This window comes from Waterburya sp., from assembly GCF_058530065.1.
The window spans coordinates 1-2,041 of the sequence record NZ_JBZNBU010000117.1; the positions used below are offsets into that span (position 1 = coordinate 1).

Below are 2,041 nucleotides of genomic sequence, written 5' to 3' on the forward strand. Positions count from 1 at the left end.
TAATTCACTGCGAGATAACGTACCGCGATCGCTATAATTATCGGCGATCAAATTAAATCGATTGAGAAAAATCAAAATAATATTTAATGCCAAAATCATTCTAAACAAAACCAGCGATCGCAAATCTAATTGACAAACCGATAAGTATTTATGCAAAGCTAATTTCATCGTTAAGACTAGGTAATAGGTAATAAGTAATAAATGCTAAATGTTAAATGTTAAATGCTAAATGTTAAATGTTAAATGTTTTCCGCATTCGCTCGCCAATTCCTTGAAGAGAAAAGCTATTTTCTGCTCTTTGTTTGGCTTTCTGACTTAACTCATTCCTCAAATTTTCATCGTCCAATAACTTACCAATTGCCGTTGCTAAAGCTGTCGAATTTTCTCTAGGAACAATAAGCCCTCCGTCTTCTTCTTCTCGCGGTAAAATATCCCTAATTCCTGCTGCATCTGCCAACACGACGGGTAAACCGCAAGCCATTGCTTCTATGGGTGCGAGGGGAAAGCCTTCTTTGCGAGAAGGAAGAGTATAAAGATCGGCTGCGGTAAGATAGCGACTGAGAAGATGGCGATCGCTGATAAATTCGTTTACCCAAACTATTTCCTCTAAACTCAGACTATCAATTTGCTTTTGCCAGCGCGGTGCGTCCCTACCAGTACCAATAATCAACAAACAAAGATCTTCTTTAGGGCGACTATGACATATTTCTTGCCAAGCCAAAGCTAAAATATCTAGACCTTTTTGCTCGATTTCTACCCTACCATGCCAAACTACTACCTTCGCAGTGGGGGAAATGCCTAACTCTTGTCTGGTGCTAATTTTCCCGTTACAGTCCCCCGCTACTAAATCCAATGGATTAAAGATTTGATGGATCTTATCTTGAGGGAAATTGTATTTTTTTTGTACTCTTTTAATTTCTCTTCCCGAAGCAATAATCAAACCCGCACAATTATCTAACGCCCAACGCCTAAAACCCCACTCAAGAATACTTTGGGTGCGATCTAATCCCTGAAAACAAGCATATACGGGCAAATTAATTCTTTTACCCATCGCCACGCAAGCATCAAAACGGGCGTATTCATATTCTTGACACAAAAAAGCTTGGCAATTTTCTCGTTGTAATTCTTGGGCTAATAAATTTAATGGTGTCGCTAGATACGTACCACCACTTTTAATAAAATCTTTAACCGCATTCAAACCCGATCTGCGAATGCTGTTACTGTCTTCTACATCCTTAAAAGCTTGTCCTTTCTTTGCACCATAAGCTTTGAGGGATCTATTTTTAATTGCTAAATAAGCGTTGTAAATCTTCGGGTGTGGTAGGGCGCAGATTGTCGCCCCTGTGGGCAAATGTTCAAATCGAGTCGGCTGGCTTACCTGGGAGGTAATACAGAACAAAATCGGACGCAACCCCGCACTTTGTAAGGCTTTAATATAGCCAAACATGAAGCTACCCGTAAAATTGTTGCAGTAGTCTTGAAAAGTAATATTCATACTCTCTACTACTTCATCAATTAGATCGTAGTTATGAATTAGCGCGATCGCTGGTTTTTCATTTATCATTATGCTTATAGTAGTAAGTTGCGATCGTAATTTTTCAAAGATACTTTTTAAACTATTTATTAAGTTGGAATTATACTAGATAAGAGTCTTTTATTTAACTTAAATTATAGTTGAAAAAATACAGGTAATTATTAAATTTTAGTAGTGAAAATGTCTCAGAATAACTTATTTTTAGATGAAATAAATTCAATTAAAATAGAATTGGAAAAAATTTATGTTTTAAATGATGCAAAATATCAAGATATTCAAAAAATTAGAGAGATTCAACGAGATTTAGATCGGGTTGAAAAAATTATCGAGAATACTAATTTCTTAGACTTATTCGACCAAAGCGTTTATCAACAACTTGCAATTGGAAATATAGTTATAAGATTATCTAATTTACAACAAAGTAGTAATCTAGAGATTCCAGAGTCCCTAGTAAAAAAAATAGATAGTCACTACCAAAATATAATCGAGTTCAGAACTAAATTGAGA

Annotated in this window: 2 protein-coding genes; one reads left to right on the forward strand and one right to left on the reverse strand. The window is 35.8% G+C overall.

Going from position 1 to position 2,041, the window contains the following annotated elements:
• Nucleotides 1-232 precede the first annotated feature (232 nt).
• The gene (locus tag AC33VI_RS07840) at nucleotides 233-1,564 is read right to left on the reverse strand and encodes a glycosyltransferase family 4 protein (protein WP_491781712.1); all 1,332 of its coding nucleotides are present in this window, start codon (nucleotides 1,562-1,564) and stop codon (nucleotides 233-235) included.
• Between the two features lie 150 nt (nucleotides 1,565-1,714).
• On the opposite strand from AC33VI_RS07840, the gene AC33VI_RS07845 reads away from it, so the two are divergent.
• Nucleotides 1,715-2,041, forward strand: a 327-nt coding sequence (locus tag AC33VI_RS07845) for a hypothetical protein (RefSeq protein WP_491781713.1), incomplete at its 3' end; no start/stop codon positions are given.